This is a genomic window from Agrobacterium sp. InxBP2, from assembly GCF_026191755.1.
Classification (GTDB): domain Bacteria; phylum Pseudomonadota; class Alphaproteobacteria; order Rhizobiales; family Rhizobiaceae; genus Agrobacterium; species Agrobacterium pusense.
Map to the genome: position 1 here is coordinate 114,551 of NZ_JAINDY010000026.1, position 15,648 is coordinate 130,198.

The 15,648-nt window shown below is 56.6% G+C and carries 12 protein-coding genes; 7 read left to right on the forward strand and 5 right to left on the reverse strand.

Translation table 11 applies throughout. The features are described from left to right. The first annotated feature begins 193 nt into the window (after window positions 1-193). The gene (locus tag K7A42_RS08545; protein ID WP_112555266.1) at window positions 194-1,300 is read left to right on the forward strand and encodes a cache domain-containing protein; all 1,107 of its coding nucleotides are present in this window, start codon (window positions 194-196) and stop codon (window positions 1,298-1,300) included. 13 nt (window positions 1,301-1,313) lie between these two features. Here K7A42_RS08545 and K7A42_RS08550 read toward each other — a convergent pair whose 3' ends face one another. The 4 genes from K7A42_RS08550 to K7A42_RS08565 form a co-directional block, all read right to left on the reverse strand. After that, the gene (locus K7A42_RS08550; protein ID WP_282455071.1) at window positions 1,314-3,287 is read right to left on the reverse strand and encodes a glycosyltransferase; all 1,974 of its coding nucleotides are present in this window, start codon (window positions 3,285-3,287) and stop codon (window positions 1,314-1,316) included. Between the two features lie 3 nt (window positions 3,288-3,290). Next, a complete protein-coding gene (locus K7A42_RS08555) occupies window positions 3,291-4,484 on the reverse strand; it encodes an HlyD family secretion protein (RefSeq protein ID WP_004437388.1) in 1,194 nt (397 codons plus the stop codon). Between the two features lie 297 nt (window positions 4,485-4,781). Continuing rightward, entirely contained in the window at window positions 4,782-5,735 is a 954-nt protein-coding gene (locus K7A42_RS08560) for a DUF808 domain-containing protein (RefSeq protein ID WP_037090478.1), read from the reverse strand. Window positions 5,736-5,814: 79 nt separating this feature from the next. Next, window positions 5,815-6,780 carry a magnesium and cobalt transport protein CorA gene (locus tag K7A42_RS08565; RefSeq protein ID WP_044459539.1) on the reverse strand — a complete coding sequence of 322 codons (966 nt, stop codon included), beginning with the start codon at window positions 6,778-6,780 and terminating at the stop codon, window positions 5,815-5,817. 224 nt (window positions 6,781-7,004) lie between these two features. Between K7A42_RS08565 and K7A42_RS08570 the strand changes: the two genes are divergently transcribed. The 4 genes from K7A42_RS08570 (at window position 7,005) to K7A42_RS08585 (ending at window position 10,761) form a co-directional block, all read left to right on the forward strand. After that, complete coding sequence (locus K7A42_RS08570) at window positions 7,005-8,690, forward strand: FAD/NAD(P)-binding protein (RefSeq protein ID WP_112555272.1); 1,686 nt, start codon at window positions 7,005-7,007, stop codon at window positions 8,688-8,690. Window positions 8,691-8,709: 19 nt separating this feature from the next. After that, on the forward strand, window positions 8,710-9,468 hold the full coding sequence (locus K7A42_RS08575) for an MOSC domain-containing protein (protein ID WP_113344267.1): 759 nt from the start codon (window positions 8,710-8,712) through the stop codon (window positions 9,466-9,468). Between the two features lie 361 nt (window positions 9,469-9,829). Beyond that, the gene (locus K7A42_RS08580) at window positions 9,830-10,036 is read left to right on the forward strand and encodes a hypothetical protein (RefSeq protein ID WP_112555276.1); all 207 of its coding nucleotides are present in this window, start codon (window positions 9,830-9,832) and stop codon (window positions 10,034-10,036) included. A gap of 125 nt (window positions 10,037-10,161) precedes the next feature. Next, on the forward strand, window positions 10,162-10,761 hold the full coding sequence (locus K7A42_RS08585) for a hypothetical protein (RefSeq protein ID WP_112555416.1): 600 nt from the start codon (window positions 10,162-10,164) through the stop codon (window positions 10,759-10,761). A gap of 268 nt (window positions 10,762-11,029) precedes the next feature. Here K7A42_RS08585 and K7A42_RS08590 read toward each other — a convergent pair whose 3' ends face one another. Further along, entirely contained in the window at window positions 11,030-12,700 is a 1,671-nt protein-coding gene (locus K7A42_RS08590) for an IclR family transcriptional regulator (protein WP_162719222.1), read from the reverse strand. Between the two features lie 304 nt (window positions 12,701-13,004). Between K7A42_RS08590 and K7A42_RS08595 the strand changes: the two genes are divergently transcribed. Continuing rightward, window positions 13,005-14,615, forward strand: coding sequence for an ABC transporter substrate-binding protein (locus tag K7A42_RS08595; RefSeq protein WP_416220900.1), 1,611 nt, complete (start codon window positions 13,005-13,007; stop codon window positions 14,613-14,615). Window positions 14,616-14,687: 72 nt separating this feature from the next. Beyond that, window positions 14,688-15,629: an ABC transporter permease gene (locus K7A42_RS08600; RefSeq protein ID WP_004437414.1), complete on the forward strand. Its 942-nt coding sequence runs from the start codon at window positions 14,688-14,690 to the stop codon at window positions 15,627-15,629. The last annotated feature ends 19 nt before the right edge of the window (window positions 15,630-15,648 follow it).

Here is a 15,648-nt window from a genome sequence, read left to right on the forward strand (position 1 = left end):
CACCAATGGGATGCAAGCCTTCCAAGCTCGTCACATTGGCTCCGTGCAGGAACGAGGTTGGTCGCGATGCCTGGCAGATCCGAATTCGCGACCTCACGCCGAAAAAACAACCCCTGATAATCGGCAGATTGCTCGCCCGCCGGCCGTTATCTAGTTTCGGTCGAGGTTGACACGACAAAACGCGCGGGTGTCCATGTCCAATGAACCAAAAAGTCGCCTGCCATCGTTGAGTGCGGTCACGGCGGGCTTCATGTTTGCCTGTATCCTCGTCGGTGCCGCGATTGTGTTCAAGGTGATTGACGATCGAATGCTCAGTTTCCAGGAGGCAAGTCTGCGTACTGCCGTGGAAACCAGGGTACGGGGCGTTCAAACAGCCTTCGCCGCTTCCCTTTATCGAGAATGGACAAACCTCGAAACGCTGGGAAGGTCGCTTGCGGTGAGCCAGCCTGAAGAGATCCAGGACGATCTTTCAACGCTCGTGGGAAGCGGACGGGTTGTGTCGTGGGCAGGTTATGCCGGAAATGACGGCAAAGTCCGTGTCGCGTCAAACGGTCTGTTGGTCGGCGCCGACGTGTCATCCCGTCCGTGGTTTCAGAGGGGACTTCAGGGCAACTTCGCCGGGGATGCGCACGAAGCGGTTCTTCTTGCGGCTAAACTTCCTGCTCCCGAAAGTGGGGAGCCGTTACGGTTCCTCGACCTGGCAGCCCCTGTAACCGGTGTTGGTCAGTCAGTAACAGGAGTTCTTGGGCTTCATCTCAATCTGGAGTGGGCAAAAGCCTACATTCGTGAGCTGAGTGATGCCCTGGACGTCGACGTCCTCATAGTCAATCCCGAGGGCAGGGCTGTTATATCGTCCACGAACGAGAGCCCTTCAAACCTGGATCTGCCAAGCTTTCGAAGAGCAAGGACAGGTGCCGCCGGCGTGAGCCTCGAGTTATGGCCTGATGGCAAGAATTACTTCGTAGCCACGCTTCCCGAGGCCAGCTACCAAAGCCTACCGAGGTTCGGTTGGTCCATTGTCGCGAGGATCGATGCGAACGCATTCAGCAATGCGGCCAGTAGCTTCTCCAGCGGTCTTTTTATTAGTTTGTCTCTTCTGACCCTGCTCCTTCTGCTCCTCATGTCATTGTTCATTGTCTCGTTTATCCGGCCGTTCCATCACCTCGCCGTCAATGCCAAAGCCGTTGCGGATGGACAGAACGTATATCCCTACGAGAGCAGGAGAACTTCCGAACTAGCGACAATCGGCTCGGCAATTTCTCGCTTGCAGGCAAGTGCAGACCGGCAGGACGGCGGTTAAGTAAGCTGGACCACTACTGGCGGGCAAAACGGGTGGTGGCATCCTTGATGATCGCCGATAGCCGTGTTGACGTGACACTTGGTACGCTCCCTCCAGCGTAAAGTCTTTTCAGCAAGAGCTGGTACTGTGTTTCATCCAACCCCAGCGCAACGACCAGGCCGTCGTCGGTCCGATTCAGCACCGTGGCGGTGAAATCTCCGATTTCTTTGAGTTTCATGATGATCTGGGTAGCTATAGGCGCGTCTACCCCTCTGAGACGGGCCGTTTCCTGCGTCAGGTCCGTCATCCAGACGCGCTTCAGCGCACCGCCGAGGGATATTACGACCCGCTCGGGACGGTCCGCATAGTGTTTCTCACGTCGTGGCAATTCGACACAGACCAGCAGCGTTACGGCAAGGATCACCAGATTGTAAACAGTCCAGAACAGGATAACGACCTTCCCGTCTCCTGCGTCATTGAACGCGAAACGGTCAGAGACCAGACCTATCAGGACCCCGGCGACGGTCAGAAACGTCAAAAGGAGGAAGGGGCGCATAAGACGCCATTGGACAACGACTTTGGTTCGGTCTCCTCCCTTTGCCGTAACACTGAAAGGATGACCTTTCGGCTTCACAAGCCCCACAATGGCGGCTCTCGATATGGGGAGCGCACCAAGCAACTGGCTGACGTCATTGACGATGGGGATCACCATTCCGGACGAGATGAAGTTCAACACGAACAGGATCCAGACCATATACGCCCCGAAATAGCTGATGACATCGGAGACAGATGCGTTGACCACCGTGATGTTGAAAAACCAGTAAAAGAGAGGAAAGGTCATGGAGGCGATGCGGAATGTGAAGGTGGTGAACCAGAAAAATACCGAGTCAACGACACTCCAGCGGTCCCGCAGCCGCAAATTGTTCCGCGAGAAGGGACCCAGCCTTCCCCGGGCAATCTGCATGAGCCCCAGGCACCATCGCGCTCGCTGAGTGACGTATTCCTTCAACCCCTCCGGAGCAAGGCCCTCGGTCAACGCTTCGTTCAGATAGACCGTCCGATAGCCGTGCTCCTGCAACTGAAGCGTCAGCATGAAATCTTCCGTGATGCTGTCTGTCGGGAACCCACCGGAGGCCTGCACTGCCCTCCATCTGATCACCGACGACGTGCCGCAGCAGAATGCGATGCCCCACCCGTCGCGGCTTGGTTGTAAATGGTCAAAGAAAAAGCGCTGCTCGTCGGGATACGATCGGCTGAGCCCGAGATTATGCTGGATAGGATCCGGATTGAAGAAGTGCTGGGGTGTTTGAACCAGTCCGACCTCCTGGTCGTGGAAAAGCGCAAGTGCGCGCGAGACAAAATCCGTGTGAGGAACGAAGTCCGCGTCCAGCACGGCTATGAAGTCTGGCGGTTGATCGTCTTGCGCAAGAACGCCCAGGGCATGATTGATGTTGCCGGCTTTCGAGCCCTTGTTATCTGGCCTGCGAAGGTATCGAACGTCGTGCTCCTCGCAGAAGTCACGCAGCCAGTCACGGCGCCCGTCATCCAGCACAAGAACCTGGACGTCCGGATGATCGCTGGCCTTTGCCCCGACGACCGTCCGTTCCAGAACGGCTTGCTCCTCGTTGTATGTGGCGATCAGAATCGCGACTTTTGGAGGCGGATCCGGTTGCCACCAGGATTTATTCTCCTCGACTTCAGGGGACCGATCGGTGGTTCTGGTCAGGATTGTAAATGCGCTCAGCGACGAGAGAACAGATAATGCTTCCAGAGCAAAGAATGACCAACTGAACAGACAGTCCAGCGTGAAGCCGGGCGGGGCCAGGGTCTGGGTTCCTCGCCACCAGATATATCGCACCGCTAAAGCCATTCCGATTGCGAAAAGGAACGTCCTGTGGGTCCAGTTACGATTGTTCAGGAGGTATGGCAGGACGAGTGCGCACCCGAAGGCCAGAGCCAGATGAGCGAAGCTCGACTGAAGTTCGCTAAGATAGAGAAAACTGTCCAAGTCCTATCTCCATAGTCCTCGCAGCCAGTCAAAAGCGCGCGTTTCGAAAAACACCCTGCCCGTGCGCCCTGCGAGGCACCGAAGGTCGGGGTCGTCCCGCAGAGCCGGCACATCAAGTGCCACGTCGTACCTTTGGAGGTGGCGCTGACTCGGTGCTATTGCCATGTTTTCATAGATCGTAGCCGCGCCGGAACCCGCAAGGCGGATTACCGATCCCTGAAGAACCTGACGGCTTCGGTTAAGGCGAAAGGTCGCGGGTGCGCCGACCCTGAGGGAATTGTAGACGCTTTCCGACACGGATAAGGTCACAATTGCGGAGTCGCAGTCGATCAGGCGCATGAGGTCCTGACCGCGCTGGACCGTTTCGCCCGAAGCGGAGAGGTACTCCCACAGCGCACCATTCACATTCGCCACCAGATCTGAGGAAGAAAGTCTGTTTACACGAAGACGCTCGTTTGCCAGCCGATCGGAAATTGCAGCCAATGCCAGTTTCTTCGCCTCAAGTTGCGCTTTTAATTCCAGACGCTGCACGTCGATCTCGGAAATCCTCTGTTCGGAGTAGGGGGCGTCGTTAAATCCGTCTCCGAGGAATACTCCCCGCTCGGCCGCCTTCTGTGCCACAACGATTTCGGCGGCCTGAGCCTTTGCATTTGCGACCTCCAGCGCGGAAACCTCGGAAAGTGACTGGGCCTGTTCAAGGGACTGTGCGGTAGAAATGCCCTGACCGCTTAGCCGTGATGATCGCTCGCGGCTGAGTTCCGCGTATTTCAGACGTGCCTCGGACGCAGCACGCGAGGCGTCGGCAGACTGAGCCTGAGCCGCGAGCTGGCGTTTTCTTTCCTCACGATAGATAGCCGCGCGGGTCTGCAACTCATCAATCGATTCATCGAAAGACGTGACGACGGTCTCGAGCCTTTTTATTTCGGTCTGAGCATCGGCCTGTTGAAGTTCGAGATCAAGGAGACGGATGCCGTCAACAAGAGGATCCTCAAGAGAGCCCAGTGGATCGCCTTGCGCAACCTGGGCGCCCAGCGGCCTGGAAATCAATTCAATTTTGCCAGCGATGGGAGCGCGTATCGTCGTCAAACGGGCATTTATGAACGCATTCGCACTCGCGCCGCTAAGCTGCTCCCCAAGCACCACATAAAGAGCACCGCAGATCAGCAACAAACCGAATCCGATCTTTATGAGCTTCATGTTTCCTCCTCCGCATCTACCTAACAAAACGTACGGCCGGGGATCGGTTCACCCTGCTTGAGAAAACCCGCTCCCAGAGTTAGCGCGCGGTTAAATGACAACCGGCGCATATAGACTTTGACCTATCAAACCACCGAGCGCTAAACGTGTCTCAGGTCAAAACTTGCCCGCGAGTTTTTGTGGAGCGCTCGCTTTGCACGATTATCGACAGGAAAGGGCGAGAACGCGCGCGACGATCACCGAGAGGAGGTGGCTCGGCGAGCGTCATGGATAGATCAAGAAGTTCGGGAGACGTGACTAGGGTCGTTCGATACGACGCGTGAATTTCGTCCAGATCGACAGCAATAAGATCGTGACACCGCCGGTCGCTATACCGATTACCGCCTGAATAAACGCGGTGGCCAGCCAATTTGTCACGGAGGGGACAATCACCAGGGTTTGTTCTATCCTTGATGCGACTGTTTCGATCAGATGTTCAGGCTGATGCCATCCGATCCCAGCGAGGCTGTGTACGATAATGCTTCCGCCTACCCAGAGCATCGCCGCCGTTCCGACGATTGCCAATGCCTTGAGAAGAAACGGTACACCTTTGACCAGGCCGGCACCGACCGTTCTTGACAAGGGTCCACCGGACTTCGTCAGGTGCAATCCGACGTCATCTGCTTTGACGATGAGCGCGACCACGCCATAAACGGCTGCGGTGAGCAGGATGCCAACCGCCGCCAGGACCCCTGCCTGGGTATAGATGCCGGAGGAGGAGACACCAGCGAGTGTCAGCGCCATGATCTCGGCCGAGAGGATAAAGTCGGTACGAATCGCGCCTGCGACCTTGCGGTTTTCCAGATCTGTTGCATCAAGCGCCGCGTTGTCGTCCGGACCGTGTTCCGGGGCATGAGCGAAAAATGCCTCATGTAGCTTCTCCGCGCCTTCGTAGCTCAAGTATATGCCACCGATCATCAGGAGCGGTGTGATGAGCCAGGGAGCGAAATATCCGAGGACGAGAGCGATGGGCAGGAGGAAGATCAGCTTGTTTTTAAGCGATCCAAGCGCAATTTTGCCAATGATCGGCAGTTCACGCGCGGGAGCCAGACCGACGACGTAGGCCGGCGTGACGGCGGTGTCGTCGATCACGACACCTGCCGCCTTCACACTGGCTTTGGCAGTCTGGGTTGCGACGTCGTCGAGGGACGCGGAGGCAGCCTTAGCTATCGCTGCCACGTCGTCAAACAATGCGATCAATCCGGTAGCCAATTTAACTCCTGAACAGGTTCAGCGTTGTCCGTGATTTGGGGCCGTTGCACAGAATGGAGAGTAAAGGTTGCTCGATATATCACAGCCATCCTGTCTTCTTGAACCGGTAATAAAGTATCGCGCAAAGGGTGATGATTACGGCGATCACGACATAATAGCCGTATTCCGATTTCAGTTCCGGCATGTGCTCGAAGTTCATTCCATAAATGCCGGCGATCGCCGTTGGAACAGCCAGGATCGCGGCCCAGGCTGCAAGCTGGCGGGTGATCATACCCTGGCGCTGCTGTTCAAGCAGGTTCGAGGCCTCGAACACGGAAGTGATAACTTCCCGCAAGCCTGACATCATGAATTCGACGCGCCGTACATGGTCAAGCACGTCCCGAAAATAGGCTTTGGCGTTCTCATCAATACAGGGCAGCTCCAGATTGGCGAGCTTGCCAGCGACCTCCTCCATCGGGCCTAGAATGCGCTGAAAGCGGATCACCTGCCGTCGCATGCGGAAAAGCCGTCTGATCTGCTCCCTTTCGAGAAATGCAATCAGCATGTGCTTTTCCATCTCAAGCACCTTGTCCTCCAGCGTCTCGACCATCGGCAGATAACCGTCGACGACGAAATCGATGATACCGTGCAGGACATAGTCCGGGCCATGTTCGAGGAGTTGCGGAGACTGTTCGAGATGCTCCCTCAATTCCTTGTGGGAGCGTGCCGAACCGTGCCGGACCGAAATCACATGGTGCCGTCCGACGAAAATACAGGTTTCGCCATAGGCAATCTTGTCGCCCTCAAGATGAGCGGTCTTGATGATGACGAAGAGCTGATTGCCGTACACCTCAACTTTCGGCACCTGCCTCCCGTTCAGTGCGTCTTCGACGGCGAGTGGATGCAGGTCAAACATCGACTTCAGGCTCGCCATTTCCTCGACGGTCGGCTCGGTAATACCGATCCAGGCAAACTCGCCGTCCCTCTCGGGGAACGGTCGGCCAGTCAAGGGGAGTTCTTCGGCACGCTGGCCAAGGCGGTAGATGTAGGAAGCTATGACTGTCATGAAAACCGCAGTGAGTTAACCGTCATGATTTGGTATTCTGATATCGTAGTGACAAGATGGAACGGGCGATATCCTATCCCTAACGAATCCGCACACCAGCGTCATTGGCAGAATCGCCGCGTCACAGCGCATCGATCGAACGTGATTTTGCAGTCCCTGGAACAGTCCGCGCTGCACACCGTTATAAACCGGCGCTGCAAAGGGTGGCGTTGGAGATGGTATGCATGAACAGTCGCATTTGCATTATTGGTTCGGGTCCGACCGGAATCTTTTCCCTTCAGCGCCTTATTCATTCTCCTTCCCCAATGAGTATTACTGTCTTTGAAGCAGAAATGCTGGCGGGGAAGGGAACGCCCTATCTTCCCGGCTCAAATGATCCTGTCATGCTTTCCAACATTCCGAGCATCGAGATACCGCCGTTGCCGCTGTCACTGGTGGAATGGCTATCTCGCCAGGAAGACGATTATCTTAACCGTTTTGCCATTGTACGCGATGCCATCAGCGAGCGTGCGTTTTACCCGAGGTTGGTTCTCGGTGATTATTTTCAAGAGCAGTTCAGTGCGCTTGTGGATTATGGAGTCGAGAAAGGTCACCAGATCGATATCCGCCCCGGGCACCGCGTCAGTGATATATCGCTCGACGTCGACCATATCCGAATTTGCGTCGAAAGCCCTGACGGAAAGTTCGACGCGATCTATGACCACGTCGTGATGGCAACGGGCCATAATTGGCCTGATAAGACCGAAGTGCAACCAGGCTACTTTGCGTCTCCGTGGCCCGCTTCCGCGCTCAAAAGTTCCTGCTATGGAAGGCTTGGGATACTTGGGACGTCGCTCAGCAGTATCGACGCGCTTTTGACCGTCGCGGTATCCTGCGGCTCGTTTGTTTATGACGACACGGGAACAATGAGGTTTCACGCATCCGCCGGGCACGAAAACTTCACAGCCGTGATGATGTCCCGCAAGGGACTGTTACCGGAGGCGGATTTCTATTGCCCGCTTCCCTACCGGACACCGAGTGTTTGCACGCAGGAAGCTGTCAATAGCGAAATCGAGATTGGCTCTGCCGGTTTGCTCGACAGGGTTTTCGAGCTCTTCAAGCGGGAAATCGCGACCGCCGATCCTGACTACGCAGCCGAAATAGGGCTAAATTGCCTGACGGCGGACACTTTTGCTGACGCATATTACTCACGCCGGTCGGGAGTGGATCCGTTTGTCTGGGCAGCAGCAAACCTAGCCGAAGTCGAACGCAACGCAGAGCAGCGATTCACTGTGCCTTGGCGCTACGCCATACTCATCACACATGAAATCATCGCCAGAGCAATCCCGCACCTGGACACGCGTGACCTAGCGCGGTTCAACCGATCGTTTAAAAGTATATTCATCGATGAATATGCGACCGTACCCCACCTTTCGATCAAGCGTTTGCTTGCGCTTCGAAACGCTGGCAGGTTGGAAATTATCGCGCTGGGAGAAGATTACGCAATAGACACGTGTGGCCTTGCGCGGGGCGCCAGAGTGACCACGGCCGGCTCGGAAGAAGTCTTCGAAAGTTTCATCGATGCGACCGGCCAAACGGCGTTATCGGCACGGGACCTCCCGTTTCCTTCGCTCGTGAAGCAGGCAGCTGTCAAACCGGCTGTCACGCGCGTGGCTTCGACTGGATTAATAGCCGATACGACAGGCCACAACTTCAAGAGGACCGGTGGTATCGAGGTCGACGAATGCTATCGTCCACGCGATACCGGCTTGTTATCCAACCGGCTTTATTGCGTGGCAATACCATTCCTGTTGCATAAGAACCCCTTTGTACAAGGTATCACCAGCGCCGCGGAGTTGGGGCAGGCGGTCGCGCAGGCTATCCTCGACGATATTCGGGCGACGACAGCCGACTTGCTGCTCACAGCCTGACGTAGCGGACAGAATAGATATGACGGTCACTTTTCGCTCAAAACACGTTATCGGGAAAGTCGCTGAGATCTGGCGTTTCCCGGTAAGCTCGCTTGGTGGAGAACGATGCAAATGCGCAGAAATAGAGCCAGCGGGCATCGTCGGCGACAGGCGTTTTGCGCTGTTCGACAATGCATCCGGCATCGCCGCAGCGCCGGAAAAAGACGTTCGATGGCGGCCGGCACTTTTCCTCCGCAGCGCCATTGATGATGGCGGTGTGCGGATCACGTTTCCAACTGGGTGTAATTTCTATATTGAAGATCCTCAATTGCGACTGGAACTTTCGAAGTATTTCGGGTTCGACGTCGGTATCGGAAGTTTCATCGATGCGGACCCGCTTGCTCCTTCTCTTCCCACTGTCGAGAACCGATATTCGAGATCGGCACTTCACTTGGTCACCACTTCGTCACTGGCTGAGCTTCAACAAATGTTATCGGATAGTACGGTTGACCGTTTGCGCTTTCGGCCAAATATTCTGCTCGAAACCAGTAATGTGACAGGTTTTGCTGAGTTTCAATGGATCGGTAAGGTCATTAGTTTCGGGCTGGCGGAGGTCGAGGTGACAGACCTCACAAAACGGTGCGGAATGATCCTTGCCGCACAGCCTGATCTGCCGGAACAGCCGGAGATTCTTAGAACGGTATTGAGAAAAGCAGGTCGCGAATTTGGGGTTTACTGCGAACCTGTCAAAATAGGAAATATCGAATCCGGCCAGCGCGCAGAGTTGATTTCCGACTAGTCATTCCAAGGGTCGATTTCCAGGGATTAAAAGCAGGCCGAAAACCCTATAAATTATGCGGTATTTTACGCCATTTCTTCTCTTCAGTGGCGCGACATTGGCTTTTGGTCATTCCGCCATCGATGGCGTCTTGAACTGGTCGCCCGGCGCAGATGGTAAGCCGAGGTTGTTCCGGAGCTTGATGACAAGACTGTCGGGGTTGAGACTTCTCCGAACGCGCGTCCTGTAGTAGAAGAAAAGGCAGCGGTCCGAGAAGGCGAAGTCTCGCAGGCGGAGCCTCCGGCAAGGCAGTTGAACCGCCTTGATGAACTGAGGCAGGAGCGCGAAGACAAGCGCGATCGAGACGACCAGGAACGGTAAGATGAACGGAAAAAGCCTGCTTCACATGTACCACGAGCAGAAATTGGCGGACGAGTTTGCGCGTGATCGCAATCCTGAGGTGCTAGCGATTTTTGTTGCGGTCGCACTGTTCGTTGTAGTGTTCGTGGTGGGTGCAGCGCTCGGCACCGCTTGGGTCTACCTACAGCAATGGTATCAGGTCGCCACCAGCTACTGGCCGTTCCGATGAGTAATGAAAGCCGGGTTAGCCCGGCTTTCTGATTTTGAACGCACGAGAGCCCTCGATTGCAGACGGACGACCCTCCTTCGTACAGCTTTACCACGCAAGTCGTGATGCCTCGCGTGGGATCCACAATGATCACAACCGCTTACGTCATCGACGCCAAAGGCCTTTTGGTGACGCAGGCAGGATCCGTCCGTCTCATCCCGTGGACCTCTATTCGGTTCATACACGTTCACGTAACGAGTGGGGTCGGCTCCACCGGTTTTCCCGTCTACAGCGCCCGTTTGCGGATGCTCTTCGCGTCGAGGGAGATATCCTCGCTGCATTGGCAGGGAGAGGCACGTACCGATCAATCAGCCGGCTACGTTCGCTTCATGGAAGAACTTATTCCATTTGCAATCGCCCGTAACCCGCGGATTCGCCTCCGACACGGTGGCGACCCTATGCTCGAGGCAGCGATCCCGACGGTGCTCTTTCTCGTCTCCATGCCATTCTTGTTGATACCGTTCTTGATCGTTAAACCGCTTGGTGCTCTTGTTTCCGGCTTCAAATTTTCCGGGTTGAACAAATTCGGAACTAGGCCCGTAGTTGCTGCGATCATCGCGGGGCTTGGTGTGGCGCTCAACATGCTTCCCTGGTCGACCGGCAAGCAGTTCAAGGTCGACGATCTGCCAACCGCAGAACTTCCGCCGAAATATCGGAAAGCTCGCGTCTCATCTCGTGTGGGATGAAAGCGCGGGTAGTTCCATAATAGAGCTTAGCCCGAGGTAGTCTGGAAACGTTCATGCTGACAGTTGCAGTCGGGAGCAATGGACGGTCGGTCGAAAACTGGTTCGCCGATTATCGGTGCTCGTCATTATGGCTTCGGCTCGATGTCACTGCTCAAGCTGTGAAACCAGCGCCTGCATGTTCACACGCAGTCCGTCAGGATCGTAATTGATCTCGACGCCCCCGTTCCCAGGAGGCCCATGCGGATCAGAACATCGGGTGAGGCAGATCTTATCCGCCACGGGCGTGGGACACCAGCAGGGGCACGACTTCGCGCTCAAGCCGCTCGACAGACCAGCTGTGCACAGGAGCGGATACGACGATGGCTCCCGCCGGACGACCCTCTGGTCCCGGTACCGCAGCAGCAACATTTACCTCGTCGCGGATCGACTGGCGATCCGTGAAAGCCACGCCTCGAACGCTTGCTTCCAGAATCTCTGTGCGGATTTCGTCCTTGTTCGTAACGGTAAAGGGAGTACCGGGCTGGACGGGGCTTTCCGAAAGAATTCTGTCAATCTCTCCAGGTGGCAGCCACGACAGGATCGCCCGACCACCGGAAGATGAAACGGCCGGAAGTCGCCTGCCCGGGTAGGCGGTTCTGAAAGCCGGTTGCGGTCGGCTTTGAACATGCAGCAGGTGGATGATTTCCGTGCCGTCCAGGATGCAGAAGGAACAACGCAGCCCGCATTCTTCCCGCAGCCTTATAAGCCGAGGCCATACCGACCGGAGCAACGCGTTTCCCATCTGGAAACGATAAAGAAGATCAAGCGCCCGCTCCGAGACATGGAAAGCGCGTTTGGGCTGATCTTTCTTCAGATAGCCCAGTCCCGCCAGCGTATCTGTAATGCGCTGGACAGTCGGCACCGGAAAGCCGGTCTGCTGTGAAAGTTGCGTCAGGGTGAGCAGCGGCGTTTGCGGGTGGAAAAACTGCAATAAATGCAGGCTTTTGGAAACTGCGGTCACCGCGAGCGGATCATTCTCGTCGTCGACCAGCGGCCACAGCGTGCGTGGATTTGGCTCGAGGTTGGCCGGGCGTACCGCCCGTGTCACCATCAACTCCCCCATGCGTGAGACGGTTTCGCAAAGTTGCCCGGTCACCGTGCCTGCTGCCTCCGTGTCTACAGGACCGGAAAGCGAAATCGCAGCAAGCGGCTGGCCGGCTGCATCGCGAAAAGCGGTCGCAATGACTTGGCGGGATCCGCCTTCGACAGTACCGTCAAAGGAAAATCCCACGCTGCGCTCAGAGGCTATCCGCTCGCGCAGCAAACCCGCGTCGCCTGTCCATGTTGCCAGAAATGTATCGAGTGTTGTCGCATCCATAAGAGACAACAGCGCCCGGCCTGGCGCGGTCTCGGCAAGTGCGACGCGGCTGCCAACCGGGGCAAGTGCCAGGGATGCGGCGGGTGACGGGACCCGGGCCAGCGTAACAGCGGTCTTGCCGTCGAGGAGCCAGAGGTCGGTGCTGAGGCCGGTGCGTGCATTCAGTTCCACGACCAACGGCATCACGAGATCGATCAACTCGTTGCTGTAAAGATAGACATGTGCGGGATAACACGCCCGGTGCCCGAGAGAAAGGACACCGCTCAGTGCGTCGCGTTCAAGCCAATGGGATTTGACAAGTGTATGAACCAGACGCTGGGCGCTGGATCTGTTCATCCCTCCTCGCCTCGCAACATCGGCAATTCTCAGTTCAGGCGTTTCTGGCCCGAACATCTCAAGCACGGCAAATGCCTTCTCCAGCGCGGCAATACGGGCCCGGTGATCGGACCCGTCTGAGGGTTTGGTAAAATTCATTTTGCGACGCAGCAAGATCGTTGACAAGGCTTTCAACGAACCTATAATCGATAGTCGAGAATAGCAATCGCATCGCGGTAAAATAATCCTAAGGGGAACGCCTTGCACTCTATGCCAATCGGAATGACATCATAGTCAGCTATGCCCACATGCTCGCCATGTGACGGTAAGCTGAACCTTGCAAGCCTGTCGCGTTGCGGTCTCACAGCCGCGGTTGCGAAAGCTATTGCAGTCGTATGTTTCGCCGCACCTTTGCGGCGGTACAAGTGCTCTTCGCTGCGCAAACTTTGAGGGATCGCAGCGACATTATCGAAAACGGTCCGGATCGGAAGGGTGCCGTGCGCTTGCGTGCGGGCCAATGCCCGCGCGTTTCGGTCGCTACCTGCCAAACAAAAAAGGGAACAGCGAAATCATGCACGCTCAGTTGACCAGAAAAGCAAGCCGGGCAAGAAGCCGGCTCGTTGCGGCGATCATCGCCCTTTCAGCCTGTGTTGCGGGCTTTGGAACGGATGCCTCGGCCACAACAATGATGGCCGTACCGCATTCTGGCCTGCGTATTCTCGATCCGATCACCACGACCGCTCATATCGTGCGCAATCACGGCTACATGATCTATGACACGCTGCTGGCGCTTGATGCCGATTTCAAACCGCAGCCCCAGATGGCTGACTACACTGTTTCGGATGACAAGCTGACCTATACATTCACGCTGCGCGACGGTCTGAAATGGCACGACGGCACACCTGTGACAGCAGAAGACTGCATTGCCTCGCTTCAGCGCTGGGGCAAGCGGGATACTTCCGGTCAGATCCTCTTCGACAAGACAGAAAGCCTGACGGCTACGGACGACAGGACCTTTGTTTTCAAGCTGAAGGAACCCTTCGGCTTCTTACCCGACGTTCTGGCCAAGCCGTCTTCGGTCGTGCCGTTCATGATGCCGAAACGTATTGCCGCAACCCCGGCCGATACCGCCATTACCGAATTTGTCGGTTCCGGCCCCTTCAGGTTCGTCACGGCCGAGTACCAGCCGGGCGTCAAGGCGGTCTATGAAAAATTTACCGATTATGTGCCGCGCAACGAGCCTGCGAGCTGGCTGGCCGGCGGAAAGGTGGTCAAGGTCGACCGTGTGGAATGGTTGAGCATGCCCGATGCCCAGACGGCAATCAACGCTATCCAGTCCGGGGAGATCGACTATATCGAAGCTCCGCCAGTTGATCTTCTGCCACTTGTCGAGAGCAATGACGAACTGACCGTCAAGACGCTAAACACGCTTGGCTCGCAGACCATGGGCCGCATGAATTTCCTCTACCCGCCATTCGATAACAAGAAGATCCGCCAGGCTGCTCTCAAAGCGATGAACCAGAAGGATGTTCTCGACGCGCTGATCGGCAATCCGGACTACTACACCATCTGCGGCTCGGTCTTCGGCTGCGGTACGCCGCTTGAAGCGCTGGCCGGTTCGGAAAGCCTGACCGGCGCGGGCGATATGGAAAGCGCAAAGGCACTCCTCAAGGAGGCCGGTTACGACGGAACTCCCGTTGTCATCCTTCAGCCAACCGACGTCGTGACCGTCAAGGCCCAGCCCGTCGTGGCGGCGGCTGCGCTGAGGAGTGCGGGCTTCAACGTAGAACTTCAGCCCATGGACTGGCAGACGCTCGTCACTCGCCGCGCCTCGCAGAAGCCGGTGGCTGAGGGTGGCTGGAACATGTTCTTCACCAACTGGATTGTGCCGGAAATCATGACGCCGCTTAACAATCCGATGTTGAACGGTCGCGGCGCCAAGGGATTTTTTGGCTGGCAGACAGACGAGAAGCTGGAAGCGTTGCGCGCCAAATACATCGCCGCGGCGACAGCTGAAGAGCAGAAGGCTGCGGCCGCCGAGCTTCAGGCCCATGCCATGGACGAGGTCAGCTACGTTCCGCTTGGCCAGTACAAGAACCCCTCCGTGTGGCGCAACCAGCTTTCCGGCTTCCTGGAATCGCCGGTTCCCGTGTTCTGGAACATCGAGAAAACAGAAGACTGAGCCTCGTGGAAGAACATGGCGGCATCCTGTGGATGCCGCTGCCCTGCCTGCCCAACCGACGTGAGGATGCTTATGCTCGCCTATACGTTCCGCCGAATTCTGGCCTCCGTTCCGGTAATGATCACGGTCGCCGTCTTCGTTTTTCTCCTGCTGCGCATAACGCCCGGCGATCCGGCCGCCATCATCGCCGGCGACATGGCCACGCCAGAGCAGCTTGAGAAAATCCGCGCTGCCCTCGGCCTCGACAAACCAATCGTCGTGCAATTCGTCTCGTGGTTCTGGCTGCTTCTCCAGGGCGACCTTGGCGTGTCGCTGATTTCCAATACGCCAGTCACTGCGATGATCGGCAAGCACATCGAACCGACCGTGAGCCTTGCGCTCGTCACGATCGTCCTGTCGGTGCTGATTGCCGTTCCACTTGGGGTCATCGCTGCGTGGCGCCACGGCACGTGGATCGACTATGCCGTCATGACGGTGTCGGTCGTCGGCTTCTCCGTGCCGGTTTTCGTGATCGGCTATATCCTCATCCAGGTCTTCGCCATCGACCTCAAATGGTTTCCGGTGCAGGGCTTCCGGAGCATCACCAAAGGCGTCGGTCCTTTCGCGGAACGCGCCATTTTGCCGGCCCTCACACTTGCTTCCATTTATATCGCGCTGATCGCCCGCATGACACGCGCCTCCGTGCTCGAAGTGCTGGGCGAGGATTATGTGCGAACCGCCCGCGCAAAAGGGCTGAAGGAAAATACCGTCCTGTTCCGCCACGCGCTGCGCAATGCCGCGGTTCCTGTGCTCACCATTATCGGCACCGGCTTTGCGCTGCTTATTTCCGGCGTCGTGGTAACGGAGAGCGTATTCAACATTCCCGGCATTGGAAGGCTCACGGTCGATGCCATTCTTGCCCGCGATTACCCTGTCATTCAGGGCATGATCCTGCTGACAAGCGGTATCTATGTGATGGTCAATCTCCTCATCGACCTCTCCTACTCCTTCTTCGATCCGAGGATACGGTACTGATGGCCAATTCCACGCTTTT

Bases quoted from the DNA above. Each gene is read 5' to 3' on its own strand.
- K7A42_RS08545 (WP_112555266.1), top strand. From the start codon at position 194: ATGTCCAATGAACCAAAAAGTCGCCTGCCATCGTTGAGTGCGGTCACG.
- K7A42_RS08570 (WP_112555272.1), top strand. From the start codon at position 7,005: ATGAACAGTCGCATTTGCATTATTGGTTCGGGTCCGACCGGAATCTTT.
- K7A42_RS08580 (WP_112555276.1), top strand. From the start codon at position 9,830: ATGAACGGAAAAAGCCTGCTTCACATGTACCACGAGCAGAAATTGGCG.
- K7A42_RS08595 (WP_416220900.1), top strand. From the start codon at position 13,005: ATGCACGCTCAGTTGACCAGAAAAGCAAGCCGGGCAAGAAGCCGGCTC.
- K7A42_RS08575 (WP_113344267.1), top strand. From the start codon at position 8,710: ATGACGGTCACTTTTCGCTCAAAACACGTTATCGGGAAAGTCGCTGAG.
- K7A42_RS08555 (WP_004437388.1), bottom strand. From the start codon at position 4,484: ATGAAGCTCATAAAGATCGGATTCGGTTTGTTGCTGATCTGCGGTGCT.
- K7A42_RS08565 (WP_044459539.1), bottom strand. From the start codon at position 6,780: ATGACAGTCATAGCTTCCTACATCTACCGCCTTGGCCAGCGTGCCGAA.
- K7A42_RS08600 (WP_004437414.1), top strand. From the start codon at position 14,688: ATGCTCGCCTATACGTTCCGCCGAATTCTGGCCTCCGTTCCGGTAATG.
- K7A42_RS08585 (WP_112555416.1), top strand. From the start codon at position 10,162: ATGATCACAACCGCTTACGTCATCGACGCCAAAGGCCTTTTGGTGACG.